Here is a 26,485-nt window from a genome sequence, read left to right on the forward strand (position 1 = left end):
TATTCAGCAAAAAATCAGTAACGCCTGATCTGTGGTTTCTGCATCGAACGGTAAATCCATACCCCGACCACCGCCAAAATCAACCACGGCAGCAGCTTGATGACCACCGCGAACAACCCGCCCAACAGCATAAACGCCGCCGCCACCAACAGCGCAGCGAAGATCCCCAGCAGCGAGATGCCGGTCACCATCAGCATCACCACAAAGCCAATGAGAAAGAAGATTTCCAACATGATTGCTCCTTTGCAACTCAACGTATCTGCAGAGTGGATTACAAGAAGCGTGCCAGAATGACGAAAGGGCTAACCTATTGAAAAGAGGGGACAGGCATCCGGCAATGCGCCGAATACCTGGCGAAAAAGACTAACTGTTGGTCAAACTTTTTGTGAGTTACGCCATTTCGACACGCGGCTGACGCACCAGCGCCAGCGCCTGCTCCACCACCCGCGCATCGGCGCCCGGCTTGTGGGCGTTCTCGCTCAGGTGGCGACGCCACTGGCGCGCGCCCGGCACGCCCTGGAACAAACCGAGGATGTGGCGGGTGATGTGGCCGAGATAGGTGCCGTTGGACAGCTCGCGCTCGATATACGGATACAGCGCTTCAACGATCGCCACGCTGTCCGGCACTGCGGTCTGCGCGCCGAACAGTTCGCTGTCGACCCGTGCCAGGATGCCCGGATTCTGGTACGCCTCGCGCCCCATCATCACGCCGTCCAGATGCTGCAGGTGCTGCTGCGCCTCTTCCAGCGTTTTCACTCCGCCGTTGATGGCGATGGTCAGCGCCGGAAAATCCCGCTTCAGCTGATAAACGCGCGGATAGTCGAGCGGCGGCACTTCGCGGTTTTCTTTCGGGCTGAGGCCGGAGAGCCAGGCCTTGCGCGCGTGGATGGTGAACATATCGCACTCGCCGCGCCCGGCGACGGTTTGGATAAAGTCGCACAGGAAGGCGTAGCTGTCCTGATCGTCGATGCCAATGCGGGTCTTCACCGTCACCGGGATCGACACCACGTCGCGCATCGCCTTGATGCAGTCGGCGACCAGCGTCGCCTGCCCCATCAGACAGGCGCCGAACATGCCGTTTTGCACGCGATCGGATGGGCAGCCAACGTTGAGGTTAATCTCGTCGTAACCGCGCTGCTCCGCCAGTTTGGCGCAGTGCGCCAGCGCGGCCGGATCGCTGCCGCCCAGCTGCAGCGCCACCGGATGCTCTTCTTCGCTGTAGGCCAGGTAGTCGCCCTTACCGTGAATGATCGCGCCGGTGGTCACCATTTCGGTGTACAGCAACGTTTCCTGGGTCAGCAGGCGGTGGAAGTAACGGCAATGACGATCGGTCCAGTCGAGCATCGGCGCGATGGAGAAACGATTGGCGGCGTAGGTTGGGGCGTGGTTGTCTTTCGTCATGCTGAGTTACTGGCTACCTGAGTCTGTCTGGGTTCAACGAACGGCGCGCGGCCGCAAACGGCTATTATAACGACAATCGGCGCCGTTGGGAAAACCGCCTTTGCTTCCCCCTATTCCAACGCGCGGATAATCCGGCACGGCTGCCCCAGCGCCAGCACATTGGCCGGGATGTCGCCGGTCACTATGCTGCCCGCACCGATAGTCGTGCCGTCGCCGATGGTCACTCCCGGCAAGATCACCACGTTACCGCCGATCCACACGTTGCTGCCGATGGACACTGGCTGCGCCGAGGTGCGGAAAGGAAAAGCCGGGTCACCGTTAAAGCGTTCACCGGCCTTCAGCGGATGACTCGGCGTGTAGATTTGCACGTTGGGGCCGATCAGCGTGTTGTCGCCGATGGTGATGGTATTGCAGTCGAGGAACACCGCATTGACGTTGATAAAACAGTTCTTGCCGATGCGGACATGCTGCCCGTAGTCGCACCAGAACGGCGTTTCGATCCAACTCGCCTCCCCCCAGGCGCCGAACAGCTCACCGAGCAGGCGGTTTTTCTCGTCCGCCTGATGCGAATCCAGCGCCCCCAGGCTTTTGGTCAACGCCCTGGCCCGATGGTACATAGCAATCAGTTCTTCATCGCGGCTGTTGTACTCCAGGCCGCTTAACAGCTTCTCTCTTTCCGTCATCACACAAGGCTCCTGCTCATCATGCGGGTGAAACGCGTTATACCGCTCTCGTCCGCTGCTCTCCAGCGCTAAAATCGGCAACGTTGATTTGCCGCCCGCCTGCGGGGAAAAGTTGTGATGCATCTCTCTTTTAGCGCACTCAGCGCGCCTTTCCCTGCGCAATCCTCAGGGGAAAAGGGGGCAACTCTCGGCGATTCGCCGTAATCATGGTAAAATCGGCTTTTTTACGTACCGGGATATTTGCGATGAACTCAACCACCCAGGAAAAGCTGCTGGCGCAGGCGGAACGCCTCTGCCAACAACGCAATGTGCGATTGACGCCGCAACGGCTGGAAGTGCTGCGTCTGATGACTCAGCAACCCGGTGCAATCAGCGCTTATGACCTGCTCGATCTGCTGCGCGTCGCCGAACCGCAGGCCAAGCCGCCGACGGTCTATCGCGCGCTGGATTTTCTGCTGGAACAAGGATTTATCCATAGAGTGGAGTCTGCCAACAGCTACGTGCTGTGTCACCATTTCGAACAGCCGATGCATACGTCCGCACTGTTTATCTGCGACCGCTGCGGCCAGGTGACCGAACGCACTACCGAAGGCGTAGAAGAAACGCTGCAGAAGCTGGCGCAGGAAGCCGGATTTGCGCTGCGGCACAGCGTGGTGGAAGCGCACGGTCTGTGCGCCGGCTGCGTGGAGGTTGAGGCGTGCGACAGCAAGCATGACTGCGCCGAACACGATCACAGCATCGCCATCAAGAAGAAGTAAGACGAAGTCAGGTACCTCCCTGTACCTGCGGCCGGAACGCCAGAGGATGAGAGCGACGCCGGCCTGCGCTGGGCAAGCCGCCTTCAATGGCGGCCCTGCAGATTACCAGCGGTGTTTGGTGTGATCTTCCCAGGCTTTCACCTCTTTTTCGGCCGCCTCTTTCTGGTAACCGTAGCGCTCCTGGATTTTGCCGACCAGCTGTTCGCGTTTCCCTTCGATGACTGTCAGATCGTCATCGGTCAGCTTGCCCCATTTTTCCTTCACTTTGCCTTTAAGCTGCTTCCAGTTACCGTCGGCTTGATCTTTATTCATAGTCTCTCCGTTAACCTGTGGTGAATCAGTGATCCCTGTCGCCGGTCGGGGTTAACCAGAAATTTTTCTGGCCGATACTCCCTTCACCTTAAGGAATATCGCTCCCATTCATTCGCCAGCCACATGATTCATTCTAGTTAAATATGGAAATAAAAAAGCCAAATATCAGAATAAAAAACCATTAAGAAACAAAATAAAAACAAAAAACGCTAATAAACAACAAGCTAACGCAAAAATGCCAGGGTTGAAAACATGTAAGCAAAAGTGAACAAAAACATAAATAAAATTAATAAATAACCCAGCACAGCGTCCGTTCTAGCGAGCGGTAAACCAGCTGCCGCGCACCTGATGACGATGCCAAATCCAGCCCAACGCCAGGCCGCGCAGCGCCAGAAACACCGCCAGCGCCAGCCAAAGCCCGTGGTTGCCAAACAGCGGTACGCTGAACAGCGCCAGGCCGTATCCCACCGCGGCCACCGCCATGCTGTTGCGCATCTCGGCGCCGCGCGTGGCGCCGATAAACATGCCGTCCAGCAAATAGCACCATACCCCGACCAGCGGCAGAATGACCTGCCACGGCAAATAGTGGGCGGCCAACGCACGCAGCTCCGGCAAGGAGGTCAACGCCGCCACGATCTGCTGGCCGGTAACGGCATACGCCAGGCCAAAGGCCAACGCGACCAGCCCCGCCTGCCTGCAGGCCGCATGCCACACCTTGCGCAGCTGGCTGTCGTCCCGGGCGCCGTAGGCGTGGCCCGAATGGGCTTCCACCGCATAAGCGAAGCCGTCGAGCGCATAGGCGGTGAACGTCAGCAGATTCATCAATATCGCGTTGACCGCCACCACCTCGCTTCCCAGGCGAGCGCCGAAGATGGTCAGCGACGCAAAGCACAGTTGCAGCAACAGTGAACGCAGCATGATGTCGCGGTTGAGCGCCAGCAGACGACGCAGGTCGCCACGCCAGGCCTGACGCAGCATCGGCAGGGTGATACCGCGCAGGCGCATCACCCGCCACGCCAGCCACAGGCCGAGCAGCAGCGTGGCGTATTCGGCGATGGCGGTTGCCGCCGCTGCCCCCCGCACGTTCCAGCCCAGGCCCATCACCAGCCAGATATCCAACACGATGTTCAGCAGGTTGCCGACGATCAGCAGGATCACCGGCGCCCGCACATACTGCACGCCGAGCAGCCAACCCAACAGCACCAGATTGGCCAGCGCCGCCGGGGCGCTCAGCCAGCGGATTTCAAGAAAACGCCGCGCCTGTTCCAGCACCTCGCCATCGCCACCGACGATCCGCAGCGCCAGTTCGATCAGCGGATACCGCAGCAGGACGATCGCCACCCCGACCAGCAGCGCCAGCACCAGCGGTTGCATAAAGGCGCGCGCCAGCGCCTGCGGGTTCTGTGCCCCCAGCGCCTGCGCCGCCAGACCGGTGGTGCTCATGCGCAGGAACAACAGCAGCATGAACAGGAAGCTGGTCGCCACCGCGCCGATCGCGACGCCCCCCAGGTAGATCGGGCTGTCGAGGTGGCCGATCACCGCAGTGTCCACCAACCCGAGCAGCGGTACGGTGATATTGGAAAAAATCATCGGCAGGGCCAGGCGCCACAGGGCTTTATCGGTGTCGCTGGTGAAGGCGGAAATCAAGCGCATGATGAGACGTTCCCGTAGCAGTGGCGAAGGGCAAAATCAGAAACAAAAACGCCCCAGAACAGGGGCGATTGATACAAGAGGCGGCACTGAGGGGGCAGCGATTAAATCCAGTCGCCGTTGCGGATCACGCCGACCGCCAGCCCTTCGATAGTGAAATTCTGCTGACGCAGATCGACCACAATCGGTTGGAATTCGTTGTTCTCCGGCAGCAGCTCGACCACGTTGCCGTGTTTTTTCAGGCGCTTGACCGTCACTTCGTCTTCGATGCGCGCCACCACGACCTGGCCGTTGCGCACGTCTTGGGTTTTATGCACCGCCAGCAGATCGCCGTCCAGAATGCCGATGTCGCGCATCGACATGCCGTTCACCCGCAGCAGGAAATCGGCGCTCGGTTTAAACAGGGAAGGATCAACCTGGTAGTGCCCTTCGATGTGCTGCTGCGCCAGCAGCGGCTCGCCGGCGGCGACGCGGCCGATCAGCGGCAGCCCTTCTTCTTCTTCCATCAGCAGGCGGATACCGCGCGAGGCACCGGAGACGATTTCGATCACGCCTTTGCGTGCCAGCGCCTTCAGGTGTTCTTCGGCGGCGTTAGGCGAACGGAACCCCAGACGCATCGCGATCTCGGCACGCGTTGGCGGCATGCCCGTTTGCGAAATATGATCGCGAATCAGATCGTAGACCTCTTGCTGTCTGGTAGTTAGTGCTTTCATTCCGCCCCCTGTTTGTTTATACAGTCTTGCTGTGAGTATATACAGGTAAGCGCGGATTGGGAACCGAAGAATAAATAAAAATCAGTCAGTAGGCGCCTTTCGTCAGCCAAAATGCTGCCATAAGACCGTGCCCCAAACGAACAGCGCCAGCACGATCGCCAGTGACACCGCCGCCGATCCCATGTCCTTGGCCCGGCCGGACAGCTCGTGATGTTCGCTGCCGATCCGATCCACCACCGCCTCGATCGCGCTGTTCAGGATCTCGACGATCATCACCAGCGCTACCGATCCGATCAATAAAATGCGCGCTATCGCACCCACATCCAGCCAGACAGCCAGTATGATAGCCAGAAGGGTGACCACCAGTTCCTGGCGGAACGCCGCTTCGTGTTGCCAGGCGGCGGAAAGCCCTTTATAGGAATAGCCGGCGGCCTTGATGATGCGGGTCAGTCCGGTTGCTTGGTTTGCCATGTTTTCGTGCCTTTCTCAGAGGTCGGTCATAATAAAAAGAGTCTAGAACAGTCCGCGCTGACGGCTCTCGGTTTTCGAACACCACAGATCTGCTACCCGGTTTCTGGTATGCTTGCGGCGCATTGCTAACAAGAGGCTTCACGTTGTTATGTCAGGTTGGCGTAAAATTTATTATAAAATATTGAATTTACCACTTAAATTGTTGGTAAGAAGTAAGGTCATCCCTTCAGATCCGGTTACCGAGCTAGGGTTGGATCCCTCACGGCCGATTCTGTATGTTTTACCTTACAATTCCAAGGCGGATTTGCTGACGCTGCGCACCCAGTGCCTGGCGCAGGATCTGCCCGATCCGCTCAACTCGCTGGAGATCGACGGCACCGTGCTGCCGAGCTACGTGTTCATTCACGACGGCCCGCGCGTGTTCCGCTATTACACCCCGAAAGAAGAGTCGGTAAAGCTGTTCCACGACTATCTGGATCTGCATCGCAGCAATCCGGATCTCGACATTCAGATGCTGCCGGTTTCGGTGATGTTCGGCCGCTCGCCGGGCCGCGAAGGCCACGGCACGCCGCACCTGCGTCTGTTGAATGGCGTGCAGAAATTCTTCGCCGTGCTGTGGCTCGGCCGCGACAGCTTCGTGCGTTTCTCCAACACCGTTTCGCTGCGCCGCATGGCCACCGAGCACGGCACGGATAAAACCATCGCGCAGAAACTGGCGCGCGTGGCGCGCATGCACTTCTCGCGTCAGCGCCTGGCCGCGGTAGGCCCGAGCCTGCCGGCCCGTCAGGATCTGTTCAACAAGCTGTTGGCGTCCAAAGCGATCGAAAAAGCGGTCGAGGACGAGGCCCGCAGCAAGAAGATCTCGCACGAGAAAGCCCAGCAGAACGCCATCGCGCTGATGGAAGAGATCGCCGCCGATTTCTCCTACGAAACCGTGCGCCTGTCCGACCGCGTGCTGAGCTGGACCTGGAACCGGTTGTATCAGGGCATCAACGTCACCAACGCCGAGCGCGTGCGCCAACTGGCGCAGGACGGCCACGAGATCGTCTACGTGCCCTGCCACCGCAGCCACATGGACTATCTGCTGCTGTCCTACGTGTTGTATCACCAGGGCCTGGTGCCGCCACACATCGCCGCCGGCATCAACCTCAACTTCTGGCCGGCCGGCCCGATCTTCCGTCGCCTGGGCGCGTTCTTCATCCGCCGCACCTTCAAGGGCAACAAGCTCTACTCGACGGTGTTCCGCGAATACCTCGGCGAGCTGTTCACCCGCGGTTACTCGGTGGAATACTTCGTGGAAGGCGGCCGTTCCCGCACCGGGCGCCTGCTGGAACCGAAGACCGGCACCCTCTCGATGACCATCCAGGCGATGCTGCGCGGCGGCACCCGTCCGATCACGCTGGTGCCGATCTACATCGGTTACGAGCACGTGATGGAAGTGGGCACCTATGCCAAAGAGCTGCGTGGCGCCACCAAGGAAAAAGAGAGCCTGCTGCAAATGCTGCGCGGCCTGCGCAAGCTGCGCAATCTGGGCCAGGGTTACGTCAACTTCGGCGAACCGCTGCCATTGACGGCTTACCTCAACCAGAACGTGCCGCAGTGGCGCGAGTCGATCGATCCGATCGAAGCCCAGCGCCCAAGCTGGCTGACGCCGACGGTCAACGATCTGGCCGGCCAGATCATGGTGCGTATCAACAACGCCGCCGCGGCCAACGCCATGAACCTGTGTTCCACCGCGCTGCTGGCCTCGCGCCAGCGTTCGCTGACCCGCGAACAGCTGGTCGAACAGCTGGAGTGCTACCTGCAGCTGATGCGCAATGCGCCTTACGCGCGTGACGTCACCGTGCCGACGCAAACGCCGGACGAGCTGCTGGATCACGCGCTGAACATGAACAAGTTCGAGGTGGAAAAGGACAACATCGGCGACATCATCATCCTGCCGCGTGAGCAGGCGGTGCTGATGACCTATTACCGTAACAACATCCACCACCTGCTGGTGCTGCCGTCGCTGATCGCCAGCATCGTAATGCATCACCGCCGGGTGTCGCGCGCCGAGCTGCTGCGCCAGATTGGCATGATCTACCCGATGCTGAAAGCCGAGCTGTTCCTGCATAACGACAAGGAACAGCTGCCGGAGGTGCTGCGGCCGATGATTGACGAGCTGATCCGTCAACAGTTGATCTGCGACAAAGGCGACGAGCTGGTGCTGAACCCGGCACGCATTCGCCCGCTGCAGCTGCTGGCCGCCGGGGTGCGCGAAACCCTGCAACGCTACGCCATCACCATGTCGATCCTCAGCGCTAACCCGAGCATCAACCGCGGCGCGCTGGAGAAAGAGAGCCGCATCATGGCGCAACGTCTGTCGGTGCTGCACGGCATCAACGCGCCGGAGTTCTTCGACAAGGCGGTGTTCTCCACCCTGGTGGCGACGCTGCGCGAAGAAGGCTATATCAACGACAGCGGCGATGCGATCCGCGAGCACACCCTCGAGGTGTACAACATGCTGAGCGATCTGATCACGCCGGAAATCAAGCTGACCATCGAAAGCGTCAACATGCCGGAAGAGACCAACGTCCTGCCGCAGGCCGATGCGGAAGAAGAGCAAGACGAGTGATTTCACCCGGCGCGGAAATACAAAAGGCACCCCACGGGGTGCCTTTTTTCTTGCGAAGAGGAATCGTTACACCGGCAGATAGCTCAGCGCGATGCCGATAAATACCACCAGCCCGACATAGTTGTTCTGCAGGAAGGCCTTGAAACAGGCCTCGCGCTCGCGGCCGGCGATCTGTTTCTGCTGGTGAATGAACAGCGCGCCCGCCAGCAGCAGCGACCAGTAAAACGCCCCGCCGAGCTGCGCCAGATAACCGACCCACACCAGCAGCAGCAGCGTCGCGAACTGCAGCAGCCCGACGATCAGCTTGTCATAACGGCCGAACAGGATAGCGGTGGATTTGATGCCGATCTTCAGGTCATCGTCACGATCGACCATCGCATACAGCGTGTCGTAGGCCACCGTCCAGCAGATGTTGGCCAGCAGCAGCAGCCAGCAGCTGAGCGGCAGCGATTCGCTGACCGCCGCATAACCCATCGGAATGCCCCAGCCGAACGCGGCGCCCAGCACGAACTGCGGCAGGTTGGTCACCCGCTTCATGAACGGATACATCCAGGCCAGCGCCAGCGCCGCCAGCGACAGCCAGATGGTCATCGCATTGAGCGTCAACACCAGGCAGAACGAGATCAGCACCAGCACCACGAACAGCACCTTGGCCTCTTTCGCGCTCACCCGGCCGCTCGGCATCGGCCGCCCGGCGGTGCGTTTCACGTAGCCGTCCACCGCGCGATCGGCGTAGTCATTCACTACGCAGCCGGCGGCGCGCATCAGGAACACGCCGAGCACGAACACCAACAAAATCGACAGCGGCGGCACGCCTTTCCCGGCCAGCCACAGCGCCCACAGCGTCGGCCACAGCAGCAACAGCGTGCCGATCGGTTTATCAATGCGCATCAAATGGCTGTAAGCCCGCCATTTACTTTGAGTCACGCTTCCCTCCAAGGTCTTGCTCTCCTCTCTTATGCAGGAACCGCTGAATACAGCGGTGAAGCCGGTAAAAACAGTTCGGTCAGCAACAGCGGTTTGCCCGCCAGCCGCAGCCGTGAACGGCGCGCCCACAGCGCGTCCTGTCGGCCGATATGGATATAGTCGCGGGTCAGCTCGCCGCTGCTGAACAGGTAGCGCCCCAGCGGCAGCGTGCCCAGATCCACCAGCGCCTGGTCGGGGCCGGTCAGCGTATTTTCCGGGATCACCGTGCGCCCCAGCAGCCAGGGCTGGTTGTCGCCCAGCAGCACCACTTCGCGCAGCCAATAGCGTGGGCTGTCGGGCAGGTGATTCGCCTCATCGCCCAACGCCTCGCGCGTGACGAAACATTCGCGCTGCGGTTCGACGCGCACCTGGGCGCAATGGCGTTCAAATCGGCGGGTCATGGAGCCTAACTCCATCAGCCAGTCGCTGACGGCGGCGGGCGCCGGAGGATCCTGTTCGGACAACCACTCCAGCGGCGGCAGGATGGAATCCCTGATGCCAGACATTGCTTTACTCCTCGCCTGAGCCGCGACCGGTACGGCGCGACAGACGATACAAACTGTTAACAGGCCCCCATTGTAGCGCAGAAATACGAAAGCGGCAGGCTGATTCGTGGCGAAAACGGCGGTGGCTTCCGCCGGAAAAACCGGGCTCCTGTCATCTTTTTGCCATCCGCGTTCTCTATCTTCGTTCCCCGGCACGATGCCGATTCTGTGATCGCCTGCAAAGTTTCATCTTTGTCGCGTTGTTTTATCTACGCGCGTAGATACTCTGACACCGCAGCGTTGAATCGCCATGCGTCCGACATCATTTGTCGGCACACCTTTGTTGCCGGCACCAGGGAAACCATCTTTAACCGCGTCCCTCAAGGCGCAGCACAAAAGAGGATAGCACTGCCATGAGCGAAACAACGCTTGCCACTCCACAGACCGCCGACACGCTGGCGGCCGATGAACGCCTGGCAACCAAAGAGGGGCGCAGCCAATTTTGGCGCGCCACCTTCTCCTGCTGGCTCGGCACCGCCATGGAATACGTCGATTTCGCGCTGTACGGCCTGGCGGCCGGCATGGTGTTCGGCGACGTGTTCTTCCCCGAGGCCACGCCGCTGGTCGCCCTGCTGGCCAGCTTCGCCACCTACTCCGTCGGCTTCATCGCGCGGCCGATCGGGGCGCTGGTGTTCGGCTGGATCGGCGATCGCAAAGGCCGCCGCGTGGTGCTGATCACCACCGTGGCGCTGATGGGCATTTCCACCACGCTGATCGGCCTGATCCCGTCCTATGCGCAAATCGGCGTTTGGGCGCCCACCTGCCTGGTGATCCTGCGCTTCGCGCAGGGGTTCGGCGCCGGCGCAGAGCTGTCCGGCGGCGCGGTGATGCTGGCGGAATACGCGCCGGCCAAACGGCGCGGACTGGTAGCGTCGATCATCGCCATCGGCTCCAACAGCGGCACCCTACTGGCATCGCTGGTATGGCTGCTGGTGCTGCAGCTCGACAAAGAAGACCTGATGAGCTGGGGCTGGCGCATTCCGTTCCTCGCCAGCATTCTGATCGCCGGCGTGGCGCTCTATCTGCGCCGCCACGTGCGGGAAACGCCGGTCTTCGAACGCGAGCTGCAGCAAAACCACCAGCGCATGCTGGACGCCGTCCAGGCCGCGCCGGATACGCGCAGCTACCTGCAGCGCACCAAAGCGTTCTGGGTGATGCTCGGCCTGCGCATCGGCGAGAACGGCCCTTCCTACCTGTGCCAGGGCTTTATTGTCGGCTACGTCGCCAAGGTGCTGATGGTCGATAAATCGGTGCCGGCGCTGGCGGTGTTGATCGCCTCGCTGTGCGGTTTTCTGGTGATCCCGCTGGCCGGTTGGCTGTCCGATCGCTTCGGCCGCCGCGTCACCTACCGCGGGTTCTGCCTGCTGCTGGTGCTGTACGCCTTCCCGGCGTTCTGGCTGCTCGACAGCCGTGAACCGGCGATCGTCATCTCGGTGATCGTGGTCGGCATGTGCATCGCGTCGCTGGGGATCTTCGGCGTGCAGGCGGCCTACGGCGTCGAACTGTTCGGCGTGAAGAACCGCTACTCCAAAATGGCGTTCGCCAAGGAACTCGGTTCGATCCTCTCCGGCGGCACTGCGCCGCTGATCGCCACCGCGCTGCTGTCCGGTTTCGGTCACTGGTGGCCTGTCGCCTGCTATTTTGTTGTAATGGCGGCCATCGGCTTAATCACCACCTTCTTTGCTCCCGAAACCCGCGGCCGCGATCTCAACCTGCCGCAGGATGCCGCGTAGCGAGAAGGCGAACAGGACCTCAATGTGGATAATCACTCCGCGCGACGCGTTACCCGCGCCGACGTGGCCCGCGTAGCGGGCACCTCCGTCGCCGTGGTCAGCTATGTGATCAACAACGGCCCGCGCCCGGTGGCGGAAGCCACCCGGCTGCGCGTGCTGGCGGCGATCGAGCAGACCGGCTACCGGCCGAACGACATCGCGCGGGCGCTGGCCTCCGGCAGCACGCAAACCTACGGGCTGGTGGTGCCGGATATTTCCAATCCGTTCTTCGCCACCCTGGCACGGGCGCTGCAGCAGGAAGCCTTCAGCCGCGGCCGCGTACTGCTGCTGGGCGACGCCGGCGACGATCGTCAGCGCGAGTATGAGCTTATCAACAACCTGCTGCGCCGCCAGGTCGATGGCCTGCTGTACACCAGCGTCGATCGCCACCCGTGGTTCGATCTGATCCGCACTTCCGGCACCCCCTGCGTAATGATAGACACCATCGACAGCCAGGCCGGCGTCTGCGCCATTCGCGTCGACGAGCGCGACGCCGCCTGCCAGGCGACCCGCCATCTGCTGCAGCACGGCTATCGCGACATCGGCATTTTTATCGGCCCGCTGACCATGCTCAACGCGCAGGATCGCCTGAACGGCTGGCGCGATGCGCTGCTGGAGGCGGGCATCGCGCCGCGCGACGAGTGGATTTTCGAGGTGCCCTACACCCGCCAGGGCGGTTACCAGGCCACCCAGCGCCTGGTGCAAGGCCCGCGCCCGCGCGCCGTTTTCACCTCCAACGAGCAGCAGGCGCTCGGTTGCCTGTCGGCGCTGGCGGAGCATGGGCTGCGCGCGCCGGACGATCTGGCGCTGATCTGTTTTAACGGCACGCAGCAATCCGAATTCAGCGTGCCGCCGCTCAGCGCGGTCGAGCAGCCGATCGACGCCATGGCCAAGCGGGCCATCGCCATGCTGGCCGCCGGTGCCGCGCCCGCCGAGCTGCATGAATTCGCTTTTCAACTGCGCATCCGCCGTTCCTGCGGCTGTTAGCGGTTTTTCAGGACACCTTACTATGCGTTTAATCATTGATTGCGATCCCGGCAACGGGGTTCCCGGCGCCAACGTCGACGACGGCCTGGCGCTGGCCCTGGCGCTGGCGGCCAAACCGCAGCTACAGCTGGAGCTGATCAGCATCGTGGCCGGCAACACCCCGCGTGAAGTGGGCTTCGCCGTCGCCACCGACTTGCTGACGCAGAGCGGCTATCAAGTTCCTGTCGCCCTCGGCGCGGCGCGCGCCCTGAGCGAGCCGCCGGAGCCGTGGCGCGCACATCTGGACCGCCCGATCGCCGATCCAAAGCTGGCGGCGCTGTGGCGTGACCTGCCCGCGCCCCCGCTGGCCAACGCGCCCGCACCGGACGCCGCCATCGCCATCGGCGAACTGATCTGCCGGCATCCCGGCGAGATCACGCTGGCGGCGATCGGCCCGCTGACCAACGTTGCGCACGCCATGCAGCTTTACCCGCAGATGGCGCAGGCGGTGAAAGAGATCGTGATCATGGGGGGCGTGTTCAACGTCGACGGGTACATCAAGGACACCAATTTCGGTTTGGATCCGGAAGCGGCGCGGCTGGTGTTGAACAGCGGCGCCGCTATCACGCTGGCACCGCTGGACGTCACTACCCAGACCATGCTGACCCAGACGGATCTGGCCGCGTTGACCCAGCCGGATACCCCGCTGTGCCGCTATTTGCGCGCCACCACGCAGCCGTGGATCGACTATTCACGCCATACGCGGCACCTGCCGGGCTGCTGGATCCATGATGCGCTGGTGATCGCCTGGCTGCTGGCGCCGCAGCTGGTCACGACCGAGATGTTCCATGTGGATGTGGCGCTGGAAGGGGCGTTGACGCGCGGCAGTTCACGCCGCTGGCGGCCGGACGGTCTGCGCCTGACGGTCGGCATGCCGGCGCCGCAGGGCAAGCCGGTGCGCGTCATGCAGCAGGTGGACAACGCTCGTCTGTTGGCGTTGATCGGCGCAACGCTGGCCCGCGGATGAAAAAAGGTGCGCCAAAGCGCACCAATCATCGAGCCAGCATCGGCAGCGCCGGGTATTACCCCTTGCCTTTAACGCTGCTGATAAACGTTTTACGCGCGGTGGTCGAGCCCAGTTTCTCGGCCTCATTCATCAGTTTCAGCGCCTTGTCGATATCGCCCGCCTTCACCGCCTGCTTGATGCCGTTATTGAAGTAGCTTTCGGTATCGTTGAGCATCGGCTCCGCCGGTTTCTCTGGTGCCGGTGCCGCCACGGCGGCCGGTGCGGTCGAGCCCACCACCACCGGCGCCACGGTCGGCGCAGGCTGCAGCATGCCGATCATCACGTTGCCGGTGCCCTGTTCCGCGGTGACCTTAAGCTTCAGCGTGCCGGTCGTCGCGTGGCCGGCGATCGGATCCGGGATATCCGGCACCGCATTGCCCACGCCCTGCGCATAGGCCTTGGCCGGATTGGTCAGCTGCGTGGTTTTCGCCAAGTCCTGGCGGGTGGTGTACACCAGCAGGTAAATCTGTTTTTGACCGAGCGCCGGCGTCAGTTTCAGCGTGCCTTCGAGGCGATCGGAGGACATCGCCCCCGGTGGCTGATACGGGAAGTAGCTGCTCGGGTAATACGCCGCCGGGCGCAGATGCTCGTCCAGCACCAGCACGCTCGGCGCATACAGCGAATTGTTTTTAGCGAGGCTGCTCAGCGTCACTTCCAGCGAGCCGCGATCGGCCGGCAGCGTATAGGCGGCGATCGCCCCCTGAATCTCGCCCTGATTGAGCTGCGGGCTGACGGCGTCGAGCTTCACCTCTTGCGACACCGGCGGCTGCAGCGGCTGCCACGGCAGGCTTTGCAGCGTGGCGGCGCTGATGGCCGGCGCGACGGAAACGTTGGCCGGCGTGTCGGCGTTGGCCGCCAAAGGCGCGCAGACGGTCAGCGCCAGCGACAGGCAGAGTGACAGCAGATTCTTTTTCATCGTTATATCCTCTTTCAGCGCCGCGGCGGATCAGGCAAGAGATCTGGCCGCGGCGAATGCGGTTGGGGGAGAGCCGATAGCCCTCCCCGTCCTGTCGTCGTTACCACCAAATTTCCATCTGGGCGCCGAAGGTGACTTCGTCATCCTTGCCGCGGCTGAAGGTATGCATGCTGGTGTCGTTGTAAGCGGTGCCGGTGTTATACCCGGTGTCGTCGCCGGTGGCGTAGCCCCACTTCTCATCCCACTTGGCGTAGGTGGCGAACAGACGGATGGCCGGACGCGACCAGATGCTGTTGCCCGCCTGCCACTGCTGCGCCAGGGTCACTTTATACTGGCCGTTGCGATCGCCGGTGCGCTGGGATTTGACGTTGTCATAGCCGGCTTCCAGCAGGGTGCTCATGATCGGCGTCCATTTGTACATTGGGCGCACGCCCACGGTGTACCAGGTGGTGCCGTTGTTGTTGTCGCGGTCGATGTCCTGGAACATGGCGACATACATCAGCGCCCATTGATCGTTGAAGTCGATGGCGCCGTGATCCAGCACGCGGATCATCTTGCCGTTGTTATCAATGGTGGCGCCTTCATTACGGCCGTTGTTCTGCGAGGTCATCGAGTCGGTGGCGTACTGCAGCACGAACTTGTTGTAACCGTTCAGGATGCTCTGCGTGTGTTCCGCGGTGAACATCCAGCCGTCTTTGCTGGCGCCGTCGGCCAGGCGATAGTTATCCTGCGCATTGGCGCGGCCGTAGTCCACGCCCAGCTCCAGGGTGCCGCCCGGGTTCAGCTCCAGGCCGGCCAGACGCAGGTCGAAAGTGTCGTTGACGGTCGGACGCTGTTTCCATTCGTTATCCAGGTAGCCGTAAGAACCACCGGATTCGGAGTTGCGGGTCACGGCGGCGGACAGCTTGCCGAAGCCCAGATCGATGTTTTCCAGACCGGCGCCCGGGCCGGAGATATCCCAGTAGTAGAAGTCGATCATGTGAACGTCATGACGCTGATAGAAGCGCTTACCGGCCCACAGCGTGGAGCCCGGCAGCCAGTCGATCAGGTTTTTACCCTGCACGTTGACTTCGCGGAAGCCCGGGGTCACGTCTTCCCAGTCGGAACGTTGCGAGACCGAATAGGCCAGGTTGGTGTCGAAATAGAAGCTCTTGTCGCCTTCTTTCCATACTTCCTGCCCCAGCTTCAGCTCGGCATAGGTTTCGCATTCGTTGCCGAGACGGTATTTGCTCGCGGCGCCGGTGGCCTTGAAGCACTGTTGCTCACCGCCGCTGCCGGTCCAGCCGATGCCGGAACGGGCGTAACCGTGAAAATCCACGGCCAGCGCCTGAGTAGAGAGAACACCGGCGGCGACAGCCAGTGCCAGAGGAAGTTTGCGCAGAGTAGTCATCATTATTCTCCTGTTATACCGACTTTGATGCTTTAAACGCCCGGCTCCTGGTGCAGCCGTTTACATGCCGTACCGTCTTCACGGAACAGGTGGCAGCGGTGAGGCGGCAGGCCGATGGCGAATGTGGCACCTTCTTCTACCAGCACCACGTCATTCTGGCGGTACACCAGGTTTTGACGGATGGCCGGGATTTGGATGTGGATTTGCGTCTCGTTGCCGAGCTGCTCCACCACCTGTACGTCGCCGGTAAGCCGCACTTCTGAGGCTTCGCCGGGCAGCAGATGTTCAGGGCGAATGCCCAGGGACAGGTTGGCGCCGGGTTGAACGCCCGCGCCTTCCACCGGCAGCCAGACCAACTGGCGGTTGGGCAGTTCGACCTGCACCTGTTGCGGCTGCGCCGCGGTCACCTTGACCGGCAGGAAGTTCATCTTCGGCGAGCCGATAAATCCGGCGACGAAGCGGTTGGCCGGGTAGTGGTACAATTCCAGCGGCTTGCCGACCTGTGCCACGCGACCGGCGTCGAGCACCACGATCTTGTCGGCCAGCGTCATCGCTTCGACCTGATCGTGGGTGACGTAAATCATGGTGCGCTGCAGGCGCTTGTGCAGACGGGAGATCTCGATGCGCATCTGCACCCGCAGCGCGGCGTCGAGGTTGGACAGCGGTTCGTCGAGCAGGAACACGTCCGGCTCGGCCACCAGCGTGCGGCCAATCGCCACGCGCTGACGCTGCCCACCGGACAGCGCCTTCGGCCGCCGATCGAGCAGGTGCGCCAGCTGCAGCACCTCTGAGACCTGGTTCACCCGTTGATTGATTTCCGCTTTCCTGGCGCCGGCCAGCTTCAGGCCGAACGACATGTTGTCCGCCACCGACAGGTGCGGATACAGCGCATAGGACTGGAACACCATGCCGATGCCGCGCTCGGAAGGCGGCACCTCATTCATGCGTTTCTCGCCGATCAGCAGCTCGCCGGAGGTGATGTCCTCCAGCCCGGCGATCATGCGCAGCAGCGTCGATTTACCGCAGCCCGACGGCCCGACAAACACCACAAACTCGCCGTCCTCGATGGTCAGATTGACGTCTTTGGAAATCACGGCCTCACCGAAGGCCTTATAAACGCTGCGCAGTGTCACGCTAGCCATGCGTTACTCCCCTGCTTTCGCAGTTAACATGTCGTGTGAAAATGGCGGAGGCAAAGCCCGCCAAAACCCATTGATGACCCTCTTGCTGCGCGCCGTGCTGCCATGCCAACGGCAAGGTCGCCTCAGACGGCGCGGCCGCCTGAGTATAAGGCTGCAGGTTTATCAGCGCTTCAAGGCATTGATCCTGATGGGTAATAAGTAAGCGCACCACGCCGTCCCGCTGGCTGACCGCGTTCAATTCGCCGCGCTGGATGAGCGGTGAACGGCGCAGGGCCAACAGCGCCTGGCAGTAACGTAAGGTGGAGTGGCTGTCGTGCTGTTGGCGGCTGATGGCCAGCGCACGGTGTTCGATCGCCACCTGCTGATACCAGCTGATTTCGCCGGCGGTGACCTGTTCGGGGGCCTCATGCCACGGCATCGGCGTTTGCGCGCCGCGCGGATCTTGCAGGCCGGCGGCATGCGGCAGCCCCAGCTCTTCGCCCTGATACAGGCAGATCGGCGCTGGCAACATCGCCAGCAGCGTCAGAAAGGCGGCGGCGGAGCGCAAATCGCCCTGCCCCCAGCGGCTGACCACTCTTGGCTGATCGGCGTCCCCGGTGCTCCACAGGCTGTCCGCCAACGTGGCGCGGCGGGCGTGCAGCACCGCCACCAGCTTCTCTACGCTAAACGGCATCACGTCCAGCGCCAATGCGCCGTGGGCGAACCGCTGCGGCGCGACGGCATTGCGAACGCGGTTGGCTTCATCGGCGTACCACAGCGTCAGCCCTTCGCCCGTCACCGTCGCCTCGGCCTCCGGCGCCAGCGTCTGCGGCAGCAACAGGCCGTCGATCGACAGCGCTTTCAGGTACGGCAGCGCCGCCAGCATGCCGTGCGCGTCGCCCACGCCGTCCCCGTTTCCGTCACGGAAACTGGCCGGATGGATCCGGTACAGGGTGGGCTGAGTGGCGATAGGCATTGACGACATAAATCCGGTATCCCTGCTGCGCGTGGCGTTGACAATCAATGGGCCGATAGTGCGGGAGTCGCCGGAAAGGGTAATCATCCGTAACAGGATTTTTCATGGGGGAGGAGGCGGGAGGATGAGAGAACGACCGCGGCGATGAGAAGTTCCGCGCTTAAGGCAAATCTGTGATCCGGCTGGCAAAAATCGCCCCCCTATTTTGTGCCTGACGCCACAGAATAGAGCGCAACGTTAACTGGATCACACTCCTCATCTCAGGGGCGTAGAGGGGGGGAGGATGAGAATATGTCGCGTTGTGACCCACTATTACCGCGAAACGTCTCTCCTTGATTTATGTGCCCACAAAAAGAAGGACTGGATTATGACTCGCAGCATTACCCTCGCCCGCACGCTGGCGCTCTCGGCACTGGCCACCCTGGTGCTCTCTTCTTCCGCCTTCGCCAAGATCGAGGAAGGCAAACTGGTTATCTGGATCAACGGCGACAAGGGCTATAACGGCCTGGCCGAAGTCGGCAAGAAATTCGAAAAAGACACCGGTATCAAGGTCACCGTCGAGCATCCGGACAAGCTGGAAGAAAAATACCCGCAGGTAGCCGCCACCGGCGACGGCCCGGACATCATCTTCTGGGCCCACGACCGCTTCGGCGGCTATGCGCAGTCCGGCCTGCTGGCCGAAATCCACCCGTCCAAAGCCTTCCAGGACAAGCTGTTCCCGTTCACCTGGGACGCCGTGCGTTATGACGGCAAGCTGATCGGTTACCCGATCGCCGTCGAAGCGCTGTCGCTGATTTACAACAAAGACCTGGTCAAACAGCCGCCGAAGACCTGGGAAGAGATCCCGGCGCTGGACAAGCAGCTGCGCGCCGGCGGCAAGAGCGCCATCATGTGGAACCTGCAGGAACCCTACTTCACCTGGCCTATCATCGCCGCCGACGGCGGTTATGCCTTCAAGTATGAAAACGGCAAATACAACATCAAGGATGTCGGCGTCGCCAACGCCGGTTCGCAGGCCGGTCTGCAGTTCATCGTCGATCTGGTGAAAAACAAGCACATCAACGCCGATACCGACTACTCGATCGCCGAAGCCGCGTTCAACAAAGGCCAGACCGCGATGACCATCAACGGGCCGTGGGCCTGGAACAACATCGAGCAGAGCAAAATCAACTACGGCGTGACGCTGCTGCCGACCTTCAAAGGCAAACCGTCCAAGCCGTTCGTCGGCGTGCTGACCGCCGGCATCAACGCCGCCAGCCCGAATAAAGAACTGGCGACCGAGTTCCTCGAGAACTACCTGCTGACCAACGAAGGGCTGGCGGACGTCAACAAAGACAAGCCGCTGGGCGCGGTGGCGCTGAAGTCCTATCAGGAAGCGCTGGCCAAAGATCCGAAGATCGCCGCCACCATGCAGAACTCGCAAAACGGGGAAATCATGCCGAACATCCCGCAGATGAGCGCCTTCTGGTACGCCGAACGCAGCGCGGTGATCAACGCCGTCAGCGGCCGTCAGACGGTGAAAGCCGCGCTGGACGACGTGCAGACCCGTATCACCAAGTAACGACGTCGTGCGGGATTAACATCCCCGAAATAATTGGAGTGACACCGCGACGGCAAGTACGCACATCCCCGGGAGCATAGATAACTCTGTGACCGGGGTGAGCGGACGCAGCCAACAAAGGTGTAGCTTCAAGTATGAAGGGGACAAGTGCCCCGCCGTTGCTTCACAGAAAGGAACGCCCTATGCAATTCGCCCACGCCGGGACGCCTGCGCGTAAAAAATCGAAGTGGTGGCAAAGCGACGCGCTGAAATGGCTGGTGGTCGGCCTGTTCAGCCTGGTGACCTGCTACCTGATTGTGTTGATGTATGCACAGGGTGAATACCTGTTCGCCATCCTGACGCTGATCCTGGTCAGCGCCGGGCTTTACGTCTTCGCCAACCGCCGCGCCTACGCCTGGCGCTATGTGTATCCCGGCGTCGCCGGCATGGGGCTGTTCGTTCTGTTCCCGCTGATTTGCACCATCGCCATCGCCTTCACCAACTACAGCAGCACCAACCAGCTGACTTTTGAACGCGCGCAATCGGTGCTGATGCAGCGCCAGTTCCAGAGCGGCAAAACCTTTACCTTCGGCCTCTACCCGGCGGAAAACCAGCAGTGGCGCCTGCAGCTGACGCCACCGGACAGTGAACAGCCGCTGATCTCCGAACCTTTCCGCCTCGACGCCGCCGCGCCGCAAACCCTGAAACTGACGGCGCAGAGCGCCGCACCGCAGGGCGAACGCGCCACGCTGCGGGTGATTACCCAGAACCGGCAGGCGCTGAGCCAGCTGGTGGCGCAACTGCCCGACGGCGGGGAATTGCGCATGAGCTCCCTGCGCCAGTTCTCCGGCACCCGTCCGCTGTATGCGCTGGACCAAGACGGCAGCACGCTGACCAATAATCAGACTCAGGTGCGCTACCGGCCGAACGGCGACACCGGCTTCTACCAGGCGATCAACGCCGACGGCGGCTGGGCGCAGGAAACCCTGAGCCCGGGCTATACCGTCACCACCGGCTGGAAAAACTTCCTGCGGGTGCTGCAGGACGAGGGCATCAAGAAACCGTTCGTGTCGATCTTCATCTGGACCATCGTGTTCTCGGTGATGACGGTGATCCTCACCGTGGCGGTCGGCATGGTGTTGGCCTGCGTGGTGCAGTGGGAGGCGCTGAAAGGCAAGGCGATCTACCGCGTGCTGCTGATCCTGCCCTATGCGGTGCCGTCATTCATCTCGATCCTGATCTTCAAAGGTTTGTTCAACCAGAGCTTCGGCGAGATCAACATGATGCTCAGCCATCTGTTCGGCATCAAACCGGCCTGGTTCAGCGATCCGCTCACCGCCAAGAGCATGATCCTGATCGTCAACACCTGGCTCGGCTACCCGTACATGATGATCCTGTGCATGGGGCTGCTGAAGGCGATCCCGGACGATCTGTACGAGGCCTCGGCGATGGACGGCGCCAACCCGTGGCAAAACTTCTTCCGCATCACCTTACCGCTGCTGATCAAGCCGCTGACGCCGCTGATGATCGCCAGCTTCGCCTTCAACTTTAACAACTTCGTGCTGATCCAACTGCTGACCAACGGCGGCCCGGACATGATCGGCACCACCACGCCGGCCGGCTATACCGACCTGCTGGTCAGCTACACCTACCGCATTGCCTTCGAAGGCGGCGGCGGGCAAGACTTCGGGCTGGCGGCCGCCATCGCCACGCTGATCTTCCTGTTGGTGGGCGCGCTGGCGATCCTGAATTTGAAAGCCAGCAAGATGAACTTCGATTAGGGAGAATAACGATGGCCATGGTTCAACCCAAATCCCAGCGCCTGCGCCTGTGGATCACCCATATTTTGATGCTGTGCTTTATCGCCCTGATCATGTTCCCGCTGCTGATGGTGGTGGCCATCTCGCTGCGCTCCGGCAACTTCGCCACCGGCAGCCTGATACCGGAAACCCTCTCCTGGGATCACTGGCGGCTGGCGCTCGGCTTCAGCGTCACCCACGCCGACGGCAGCGTGACGCCGCCGCCGTTCCCGGTGCTGCTGTGGCTGTGGAACTCCATCAAGATCGCGGCGATCACCGCCATCGGCATCGTGACGCTGTCCACCACCTGTGCCTACGCCTTCGCCCGCATGCGTTTTCGCGGCAAGAGCACGTTGCTGAAAAGCATGCTGATCTTCCAGATGTTCCCGGCGGTGCTGTCGCTGGTGGCGCTGTACGCCCTGTTCGATCGCCTGGGCCAGTACATTCCGTTTATCGGCCTGAACACCCACGGCGGCGTGATCTTCGCCTACATGGGTGGCATCGCGCTGCACGTCTGGACCATCAAGGGCTATTTCGAAACCATCGACAACTCGCTGGAAGAGGCGGCGGCGCTGGACGGCGCCACGCCGTGGCAGGCGTTCCGTCTGGTGCTGCTGCCGCTGTCGGTGCCGATTCTGGCGGTGGTGTTCATTCTGTCGTTTATCGCCGCCATCACCGAAGTGCCGGTGGCGTCGCTGCTGCTGCGTGATGTGAACAGCTACACGCTGGCGGTGGGGATGCAGCAATATCTCAACCCGCAGAACTATCTGTGGGGCGACTTCGCCGCCGCCGCGGTGCTGTCGGCGATACCGATTACCGCCGTGTTCCTGCTGGCGCAGCGCTGGCTGGTGGGCGGCCTGACGGCCGGCGGTGTGAAGGGGTAATTTGTGCCACTGCAGTGCGTTTGATGTCTTTCCGCAATAGCGGTAATCCTGTGTCTTTGGCGGCCATTGGCCGCCATTTTTATCGCTACTCCCGTTTCAGCCGATCGGTGTTGGCCAGATAGAGCGTCACCACCAGCACCAATATCGCCGCGGCGTAGATCAGGGTATCGATGGGGTTTTTGTGGTCCACGATAATCAAACGAATAATCGCGGTAATGCCAATGTAAATAAAATAGCGCAGCGGGAAATGATAACCCGACTCAAAATACTTGACGATCAAGGCGATGAATTCAAAGTACAGGAAATAAATCACGATGCCTTCAATCAACAGGTAAGAGGACGACTCTTCGCTATTGATAAATAACACCTTCGCCAAGTGGAGGGTCTCCTTGACCAGAAATACCACCAGAATTGCCGCCAGCAGCAACAAGCCCACGTTCAGCACCCGCTGCAGCCCCTTCGCTATCATGATCGAACGCGACGTTTTCGCCATAAAACCTCTCTCTGAATACCGCTAATATGATTCAACCGTGCCAATATAGGCATTGTCCTAAAAATTACGCCCCTCGCGAAAGCACTTTAAACCCCATTTAATTCATCACGTTATAATAAGATGTTTCTGACTTATAGATTTGTAGCAAATCGAAATGTCAACTATCATGGGTCACAGAGATCTTTACATAAAACCAATAACCTCGAATTAACAAGGGAATTCTTTATGCGCGCTAAACTTAACGGACTGGTCGCTGCGGGCCTGTTTACCTGTGCATTGTCCGGCCACGCCGCCGGCCTGGTAGCCCCTGACAACGATCTGCGTAACGATCTCGCCTGGTTGTCTGACCGCGGCGTCATCAACGTCAGCCTGTCCACCTGGCCGCTGAGTCAGGAAGAGATCAGTTCCGTTATCGCGCAAGCCAAGCCGGTGAGCAACACCGAGAAAAACGTCATCGACCGCGTGCAACGCCGTGTCGATGCCTTGAAAGCCAACATCCGCGTCAGCGGTTACGCGTCGACCGATAAACCCGGTACCCCGCAGGGCTTTGGCCAAAATGAGTACGCCGACGATCGCCTGACCATCGGTGCCGGCGCCAACGGCGAATTCTGGGACGTGCGTCTGCAGGGTTCGGTGGAAGGCGATCAGCGCGTCAGCGACGGCTCCAAATTCAATATGAACGGCTCCTACGGCGCGGTGAAAATCTGGAACCAGTGGCTCTCCTTCGGCGAAGTTTCCCAGTGGTGGGGCCCGGGCTACGATGGCAGCCTGATCCGCTCCGACGCCGCACGCCCGGTGGCGGGCTTCATGCTGCAGCGCGCCGACCAATCGCCGTTTGAAACCCCGTGGCTGTCGTGGATCGGCCGCTGGCAATATCAATTGTCCGCCGGCCAGCTGTCGCAGTACGCTGCCGTGCCGAACACCAAGCTGATCGGTGGCCGCCTGACCATGATGCCGACCGACTTCCTGGAGTTGGGCGCTTCACGCATCATGATGTGGGGTGGTGATGGCCGTCCGCACTCCTGGAGTTCCTTCTGGGATGGCGTAACTGGAAAAGATAATACCGGTGATATCAAAAACGATCCCGGCAATCAGCTAGGCGGATTTGATTTCAAGCTCAAGTTGCAACCATTGGTCGGAATGCCAATCAGTTTATATGGCCAGATTGTCGGCGAAGACGAAGCAGGAATGTTACCATCCCACAACGCTTATTTGTTGGGATTAGAAGGCCACCCTGAATGGGGAGCAACTACCATTAATTGGAATATTGAAAGCGCAGATACCCGTTCCAATGGTGAAAATAATTATATTATGTACAACCATTATGTTTACAAAGACGGTTATTACCAACAAGGGTATCCCTTGGGACACGCTATGGGAGCCAATGGTCAGATGTTATCCGGTCGTGTAGAGCTGGTACTGGATGACAGCCAGCGCTGGAATACCCGTTTGGTATACGCCAAGGTGAATCCGAAAAGCCAAAGTCTCAACAAGGCCTTCCCGAAATCCGATACGCTGAAGGGCATTCAGGTCGGTTGGGGTTACACCTTCCCGTCTCAGGTTAAGTTCGACACCAGTCTGTGGTACACCGATAACGATCACAGTACCGCCGATGACGTGGGCGCGGGCGTCAGCTTCGAAGTGCCGATCAACCTGTAATTTTTTGCAGATGTAAAAAAACCCGCCGCGGCGGGTTTTTTATTGGCTTCAGCTCAGGCGATTAACGCCATTCCTTGAAGCGGTTGATCAGCGCATTGGTCGAGCTGTCGTGGCTGCTGATTTTCTCGCTGCCCGCCAGTTCAGGCAGGATACGGTTAGCCAGCTGTTTGCCCAGCTCCACGCCCCACTGATCGAAGGTGAAGATGTTCAGGATCGCACCCTGGGTGAAGATCTTGTGCTCGTACAGCGCGATCAGGCTGCCCAGGCTGAACGGCGTGATTTCGCGCAGCAGGATCGAGTTGGTCGGGCGGTTGCCTTCAAACACTTTGAACGGCGCCACGTGTTTGACCTGCTCAGGGGTTTTACCCTGCGCCGCAAACTCGGCCTCCACCACTTCCAGCGACTTGCCGAACGCCAGCGCTTCGGTCTGCGCGAAGAAGTTGGACAACAGTTTAGCGTGATGATCGCCCAGCGGGTTATGGCTGATGGCCGGCGCGATGAAATCGCACGGCACCAGCTTGGTGCCCTGGTGGATCAGCTGGTAGAACGCATGCTGGCCGTTGGTGCCCGGCTCGCCCCAGATGATGGGGCCGGTCTGATAATCCACCGGATTGCCGTTGCGATCGACGTATTTGCCGTTGGATTCCATGTTGCCCTGCTGGAAGTAAGCGGCAAAACGGTGCATGTACTGATCGTACGGCAGAATGGCTTCGGTTTCGGCGCCGAAGAAGTTGTTGTACCAGATACCGATCAGCGCCAGCAGCACCGGCAGGTTTTTCTCCGCCGGCGTTTCGGCGAAGTGCTTATCCATGGCGTGCGCGCCGCTCAGCAGCTGCTCGAAATTGTCATAACCGATGGACAGCGCGATCGACAGACCGATCGCCGACCACAGGGAGTAACGGCCGCCGACCCAGTCCCAGAACTCGAACATGTTGTCGGTATCGATGCCGAACTCTGCCACCGCTTTGCCGTTGGTGGACAGCGCGGCGAAATGCTTGGCCACGTGCTGTTGATCGGCAGCGCTGCTCAGGAACCAGTCGCGCGCGCTGTGGGCGTTGGTCATGGTTTCCTGGGTAGTGAAGGTTTTGGAGGCCACCAGGAACAGCGTGGTTTCCGGGTTCAGCGCCTGCAGCGTTTCGGCGATATGGGTGCCGTCGACGTTGGAGACGAAGTGCATGTTCAGGTGATTTTTATAAGGGCGCAGCGCTTCGGTCACCATGTAAGGGCCGAGATCCGAACCGCCGATGCCGATGTTCACCACGTCGGTGATCGGCTTGCCGGTGTAGCCTTTCCACTCGCCGCCGATGACGCGCGCGCAGAACTGTTTGATCTTGGCCAATACCGCGTTCACTTCTGGCATCACGTCTTTGCCGTCGACCAGGATCGGGCTGTTGCTGCGGTTGCGCAGGGCAATGTGCAGCACCGCGCGATCTTCGGTGCGGTTGATTTTCTCACCGGCGAACATCGATTTGATGGCGCCTTGCAGATCGGTTTCTTTCGCCAGCGCCTGCAGCTTCTCCAGGGTTTCCTGCGTGATACGGTTCTTGGAATAGTCCACCAACATTTGGTCGTTGAAGGTCGCGGAGAACCTGGAGAAACGATCGCTGTCCTGGGCGAACAGGTCGGCGATCCGTACGTCTTTCATCTGTGCATAATGTTGCTGCAGGGCTTGCCAAGCAGCGGTTTGACTAGGATTGATATTTTTCATAGCAACACTCTTAGGCTTGAGAATAAAAATGACGCGTTTGTCCGATTGTAGCCTGTTCGACTGTGATTATGATCTCTTTTCT

General features: G+C 60.6%; 24 protein-coding genes. 9 read left to right on the plus strand and 15 right to left on the minus strand.

Annotation, left to right across the window (positions count from 1 at the left end; translation table 11 throughout):
- Nucleotides 1-14: 14 nt before the first annotated feature.
- The 3 genes from pspG to C9411_RS12010 all read right to left on the minus strand — a co-directional run bounded on the left by pspG (nucleotide 15) and on the right by C9411_RS12010 (nucleotide 2,084).
- Entirely contained in the window at nucleotides 15-233 is a 219-nt protein-coding gene (pspG, locus tag C9411_RS12000; RefSeq protein ID WP_033644411.1) for an envelope stress response protein PspG, read from the minus strand.
- Between the two features lie 157 nt (nucleotides 234-390).
- Nucleotides 391-1,401, minus strand: a complete 1,011-nt coding sequence (gene dusA / locus C9411_RS12005) for a tRNA dihydrouridine(20/20a) synthase DusA (protein ID WP_063988533.1) — start codon at nucleotides 1,399-1,401, stop codon at nucleotides 391-393.
- Nucleotides 1,402-1,511: 110 nt separating this feature from the next.
- Nucleotides 1,512-2,084 (minus strand): sugar O-acetyltransferase, encoded by a 573-nt coding sequence (locus C9411_RS12010; protein ID WP_107227111.1) that lies wholly within the window; start codon nucleotides 2,082-2,084, stop codon nucleotides 1,512-1,514.
- A 245-nt stretch (nucleotides 2,085-2,329) separates the two neighbouring features.
- Between C9411_RS12010 and zur the strand changes: the two genes are divergently transcribed.
- Entirely contained in the window at nucleotides 2,330-2,842 is a 513-nt protein-coding gene (zur, locus tag C9411_RS12015; RefSeq protein WP_015379223.1) for a zinc uptake transcriptional repressor Zur, read from the plus strand.
- Nucleotides 2,843-2,944: 102 nt separating this feature from the next.
- On the opposite strand, the gene C9411_RS12020 is transcribed toward zur, so the two are convergent.
- The 4 genes from C9411_RS12020 to C9411_RS12035 all read right to left on the minus strand — a co-directional run bounded on the left by C9411_RS12020 (nucleotide 2,945) and on the right by C9411_RS12035 (nucleotide 5,988).
- Nucleotides 2,945-3,154, minus strand: a complete 210-nt coding sequence (locus tag C9411_RS12020; RefSeq protein WP_004936743.1) for a CsbD family protein — start codon at nucleotides 3,152-3,154, stop codon at nucleotides 2,945-2,947.
- Between the two features lie 315 nt (nucleotides 3,155-3,469).
- Nucleotides 3,470-4,807, minus strand: coding sequence for an MATE family efflux transporter DinF (dinF, locus tag C9411_RS12025; protein ID WP_107227112.1), 1,338 nt, complete (start codon nucleotides 4,805-4,807; stop codon nucleotides 3,470-3,472).
- Between the two features lie 101 nt (nucleotides 4,808-4,908).
- A complete protein-coding gene (lexA, locus tag C9411_RS12030) occupies nucleotides 4,909-5,517 on the minus strand; it encodes a transcriptional repressor LexA (protein WP_025160136.1) in 609 nt (202 codons plus the stop codon).
- 102 nt (nucleotides 5,518-5,619) lie between these two features.
- Entirely contained in the window at nucleotides 5,620-5,988 is a 369-nt protein-coding gene (locus C9411_RS12035; protein WP_015379225.1) for a diacylglycerol kinase, read from the minus strand.
- 148 nt (nucleotides 5,989-6,136) lie between these two features.
- Here C9411_RS12035 and plsB point away from each other — a divergent pair, with 148 nt between their 5' ends.
- Entirely contained in the window at nucleotides 6,137-8,602 is a 2,466-nt protein-coding gene (plsB, locus tag C9411_RS12040) for a glycerol-3-phosphate 1-O-acyltransferase PlsB (protein WP_107227113.1), read from the plus strand.
- Nucleotides 8,603-8,668: 66 nt separating this feature from the next.
- Here plsB and ubiA read toward each other — a convergent pair whose 3' ends face one another.
- Both ubiA and ubiC read right to left on the minus strand, forming a co-directional pair.
- Nucleotides 8,669-9,541: a 4-hydroxybenzoate octaprenyltransferase gene (ubiA, locus tag C9411_RS12045; protein WP_107227114.1), complete on the minus strand. Its 873-nt coding sequence runs from the start codon at nucleotides 9,539-9,541 to the stop codon at nucleotides 8,669-8,671.
- Nucleotides 9,542-9,558: 17 nt separating this feature from the next.
- Nucleotides 9,559-10,074 carry a chorismate lyase gene (ubiC, locus tag C9411_RS12050; RefSeq protein WP_060423780.1) on the minus strand — a complete coding sequence of 172 codons (516 nt, stop codon included), beginning with the start codon at nucleotides 10,072-10,074 and terminating at the stop codon, nucleotides 9,559-9,561.
- A gap of 392 nt (nucleotides 10,075-10,466) precedes the next feature.
- Between ubiC and C9411_RS12055 the strand changes: the two genes are divergently transcribed.
- Genes C9411_RS12055 through C9411_RS12065 form a run of 3 tightly spaced genes read left to right on the plus strand, consistent with a single transcriptional unit; the run spans nucleotide 10,467 to nucleotide 13,878 of the window.
- Nucleotides 10,467-11,846 carry an MFS transporter gene (locus C9411_RS12055; protein WP_107227115.1) on the plus strand — a complete coding sequence of 460 codons (1,380 nt, stop codon included), beginning with the start codon at nucleotides 10,467-10,469 and terminating at the stop codon, nucleotides 11,844-11,846.
- Between the two features lie 24 nt (nucleotides 11,847-11,870).
- Nucleotides 11,871-12,872 (plus strand): LacI family DNA-binding transcriptional regulator, encoded by a 1,002-nt coding sequence (locus tag C9411_RS12060; RefSeq protein ID WP_107227116.1) that lies wholly within the window; start codon nucleotides 11,871-11,873, stop codon nucleotides 12,870-12,872.
- A 22-nt stretch (nucleotides 12,873-12,894) separates the two neighbouring features.
- Entirely contained in the window at nucleotides 12,895-13,878 is a 984-nt protein-coding gene (locus C9411_RS12065; protein ID WP_107227117.1) for a nucleoside hydrolase, read from the plus strand.
- Nucleotides 13,879-13,933: 55 nt separating this feature from the next.
- Here the strand turns inward: C9411_RS12065 and malM are convergent, their stop codons facing one another.
- The 4 genes from malM to C9411_RS26200 form a co-directional block, all read right to left on the minus strand.
- Nucleotides 13,934-14,833: a maltose operon protein MalM gene (malM, locus tag C9411_RS12070; RefSeq protein WP_107227118.1), complete on the minus strand. Its 900-nt coding sequence runs from the start codon at nucleotides 14,831-14,833 to the stop codon at nucleotides 13,934-13,936.
- A 100-nt stretch (nucleotides 14,834-14,933) separates the two neighbouring features.
- Entirely contained in the window at nucleotides 14,934-16,223 is a 1,290-nt protein-coding gene (locus tag C9411_RS12075; RefSeq protein WP_033649704.1) for a maltoporin, read from the minus strand.
- Nucleotides 16,224-16,255: 32 nt separating this feature from the next.
- On the minus strand, nucleotides 16,256-17,365 hold the full coding sequence (malK, locus tag C9411_RS12080) for a maltose/maltodextrin ABC transporter ATP-binding protein MalK (protein ID WP_038874339.1): 1,110 nt from the start codon (nucleotides 17,363-17,365) through the stop codon (nucleotides 16,256-16,258).
- Entirely contained in the window at nucleotides 17,358-18,329 is a 972-nt protein-coding gene (locus tag C9411_RS26200) for an alpha-amylase family glycosyl hydrolase (protein WP_107227137.1), read from the minus strand. Before C9411_RS26200 ends, malK begins: the two co-directional genes overlap by 8 nt.
- 358 nt (nucleotides 18,330-18,687) lie before the next feature.
- Here C9411_RS26200 and malE point away from each other — a divergent pair, with 358 nt between their 5' ends.
- The 3 genes from malE to malG all read left to right on the plus strand — a co-directional run bounded on the left by malE (nucleotide 18,688) and on the right by malG (nucleotide 22,543).
- A complete protein-coding gene (malE, locus tag C9411_RS12090) occupies nucleotides 18,688-19,881 on the plus strand; it encodes a maltose/maltodextrin ABC transporter substrate-binding protein MalE (protein ID WP_016930286.1) in 1,194 nt (397 codons plus the stop codon).
- A 182-nt stretch (nucleotides 19,882-20,063) separates the two neighbouring features.
- Nucleotides 20,064-21,641 carry a maltose ABC transporter permease MalF gene (gene malF, locus C9411_RS12095; protein ID WP_063988524.1) on the plus strand — a complete coding sequence of 526 codons (1,578 nt, stop codon included), beginning with the start codon at nucleotides 20,064-20,066 and terminating at the stop codon, nucleotides 21,639-21,641.
- An 11-nt stretch (nucleotides 21,642-21,652) separates the two neighbouring features.
- Nucleotides 21,653-22,543, plus strand: a complete 891-nt coding sequence (gene malG, locus C9411_RS12100; RefSeq protein WP_004936696.1) for a maltose ABC transporter permease MalG — start codon at nucleotides 21,653-21,655, stop codon at nucleotides 22,541-22,543.
- An 85-nt stretch (nucleotides 22,544-22,628) separates the two neighbouring features.
- Here malG and psiE read toward each other — a convergent pair whose 3' ends face one another.
- The gene (gene psiE, locus C9411_RS12105; protein ID WP_033636217.1) at nucleotides 22,629-23,036 is read right to left on the minus strand and encodes a phosphate-starvation-inducible protein PsiE; all 408 of its coding nucleotides are present in this window, start codon (nucleotides 23,034-23,036) and stop codon (nucleotides 22,629-22,631) included.
- Between the two features lie 225 nt (nucleotides 23,037-23,261).
- Here psiE and C9411_RS12110 point away from each other — a divergent pair, with 225 nt between their 5' ends.
- Complete coding sequence (locus tag C9411_RS12110) at nucleotides 23,262-24,695, plus strand: capsule assembly Wzi family protein (protein ID WP_107227119.1); 1,434 nt, start codon at nucleotides 23,262-23,264, stop codon at nucleotides 24,693-24,695.
- 61 nt (nucleotides 24,696-24,756) lie between these two features.
- Here C9411_RS12110 and pgi read toward each other — a convergent pair whose 3' ends face one another.
- Nucleotides 24,757-26,403, minus strand: a complete 1,647-nt coding sequence (pgi, locus tag C9411_RS12115; RefSeq protein WP_107227120.1) for a glucose-6-phosphate isomerase — start codon at nucleotides 26,401-26,403, stop codon at nucleotides 24,757-24,759.
- Nucleotides 26,404-26,485 lie beyond the last annotated feature (82 nt).

The organism is Serratia sp. Nf2, assembly GCF_003028435.1.
Taxonomy (GTDB): Bacteria; Pseudomonadota; Gammaproteobacteria; order Enterobacterales; family Enterobacteriaceae; genus Serratia; species Serratia marcescens_L.

Bases quoted from the DNA above. Each gene is read 5' to 3' on its own strand.
- pspG (WP_033644411.1), bottom strand. From the start codon at position 233: ATGTTGGAAATCTTCTTTCTCATTGGCTTTGTGGTGATGCTGATGGTG.
- dusA (WP_063988533.1), bottom strand. From the start codon at position 1,401: ATGACGAAAGACAACCACGCCCCAACCTACGCCGCCAATCGTTTCTCC.
- C9411_RS12010 (WP_107227111.1), bottom strand. From the start codon at position 2,084: ATGACGGAAAGAGAGAAGCTGTTAAGCGGCCTGGAGTACAACAGCCGC.
- zur (WP_015379223.1), top strand. From the start codon at position 2,330: ATGAACTCAACCACCCAGGAAAAGCTGCTGGCGCAGGCGGAACGCCTC.
- C9411_RS12020 (WP_004936743.1), bottom strand. From the start codon at position 3,154: ATGAATAAAGATCAAGCCGACGGTAACTGGAAGCAGCTTAAAGGCAAA.
- dinF (WP_107227112.1), bottom strand. From the start codon at position 4,807: ATGCGCTTGATTTCCGCCTTCACCAGCGACACCGATAAAGCCCTGTGG.
- lexA (WP_025160136.1), bottom strand. From the start codon at position 5,517: ATGAAAGCACTAACTACCAGACAGCAAGAGGTCTACGATCTGATTCGC.
- C9411_RS12035 (WP_015379225.1), bottom strand. From the start codon at position 5,988: ATGGCAAACCAAGCAACCGGACTGACCCGCATCATCAAGGCCGCCGGC.
- plsB (WP_107227113.1), top strand. From the start codon at position 6,137: ATGTCAGGTTGGCGTAAAATTTATTATAAAATATTGAATTTACCACTT.
- ubiC (WP_060423780.1), bottom strand. From the start codon at position 10,074: ATGTCTGGCATCAGGGATTCCATCCTGCCGCCGCTGGAGTGGTTGTCC.
- C9411_RS12055 (WP_107227115.1), top strand. From the start codon at position 10,467: ATGAGCGAAACAACGCTTGCCACTCCACAGACCGCCGACACGCTGGCG.
- C9411_RS12065 (WP_107227117.1), top strand. From the start codon at position 12,895: ATGCGTTTAATCATTGATTGCGATCCCGGCAACGGGGTTCCCGGCGCC.
- malM (WP_107227118.1), bottom strand. From the start codon at position 14,833: ATGAAAAAGAATCTGCTGTCACTCTGCCTGTCGCTGGCGCTGACCGTC.
- C9411_RS12075 (WP_033649704.1), bottom strand. From the start codon at position 16,223: ATGACTACTCTGCGCAAACTTCCTCTGGCACTGGCTGTCGCCGCCGGT.
- malK (WP_038874339.1), bottom strand. From the start codon at position 17,365: ATGGCTAGCGTGACACTGCGCAGCGTTTATAAGGCCTTCGGTGAGGCC.
- C9411_RS26200 (WP_107227137.1), bottom strand. From the start codon at position 18,329: ATGTCGTCAATGCCTATCGCCACTCAGCCCACCCTGTACCGGATCCAT.
- malE (WP_016930286.1), top strand. From the start codon at position 18,688: ATGACTCGCAGCATTACCCTCGCCCGCACGCTGGCGCTCTCGGCACTG.
- malF (WP_063988524.1), top strand. From the start codon at position 20,064: ATGCAATTCGCCCACGCCGGGACGCCTGCGCGTAAAAAATCGAAGTGG.
- malG (WP_004936696.1), top strand. From the start codon at position 21,653: ATGGCCATGGTTCAACCCAAATCCCAGCGCCTGCGCCTGTGGATCACC.
- psiE (WP_033636217.1), bottom strand. From the start codon at position 23,036: ATGGCGAAAACGTCGCGTTCGATCATGATAGCGAAGGGGCTGCAGCGG.
- C9411_RS12110 (WP_107227119.1), top strand. From the start codon at position 23,262: ATGCGCGCTAAACTTAACGGACTGGTCGCTGCGGGCCTGTTTACCTGT.
- pgi (WP_107227120.1), bottom strand. From the start codon at position 26,403: ATGAAAAATATCAATCCTAGTCAAACCGCTGCTTGGCAAGCCCTGCAG.